Origin of the sequence: Bartonella phoceensis (assembly GCF_902825145.1) — a bacterium.
GTDB classification, from domain to species: domain Bacteria; phylum Pseudomonadota; class Alphaproteobacteria; order Rhizobiales; family Rhizobiaceae; genus Bartonella; species Bartonella phoceensis.
In genome coordinates this window covers 1-665 of sequence record NZ_CADEAD010000037.1, presented here as the reverse complement: position 1 = coordinate 665, position 665 = coordinate 1, and the positions used below count along the sequence as shown (strand labels likewise).

At 42.3% G+C, this 665-nt stretch carries 1 pseudogene; it reads right to left on the bottom strand.

Annotated features, from left to right (window positions below):
* Nucleotides 1-665 (bottom strand): annotated as a pseudogene (locus J7R07_RS07970) (Vomp family autotransporter); the annotation flags it as partial.

The window sequence follows — 665 nt, the reverse complement described above, 5'->3', positions numbered from 1 at the left end:
CCCTCAGATGAATTCCAATTTAAACCATTCGACGCAACATTCTTGGAAACATCAGTAATACGATCATTGATACGTGACATACTTCCACTTACACCATCAAACGCTGCTGCTACATTATCATAGAGCGTCTTCTCATTAGAAGTACCATCATCAAAAAATTGCGTAACTCTAAAGGTTGGACCTGTCCATTCCCCATTCTCATATCGAGCTCCGCCACCAAAATATGACGCTAGCATATTGCTCATCGAATAAAGCTGAGAACCATTGACCGCTTCTGTCGAAACTGCAGAAAGCATTCCTGATTTCACACCCGACAAAGTCCGAGACGCTCCATTAGTATTCAAAAGCGTAACTTCTGTACCGCTCTTTTCACCACCAATCGCTATAACATCTGTATAAGCATCTTGCTTAATAAGACTGTCACCAACAACTTGGCTAATCTCATTCTTAAGTTCTTTATGAATGTTCGTGATAGAAGTACCTACACCAGCAAACGCTTTCGCTACATCATCATAACTTTGCTCTTCAACTGCACTGCCATCTTCTTTGACTACAGGAACCTTGAAGGTCGGACCTGTCCATTCCCCATTCTCATATCGAGCTCCGCCACCAAAATATGACGCTAACATATTGCTCATCGAATAAAGCTGAGAACCATTGACCGC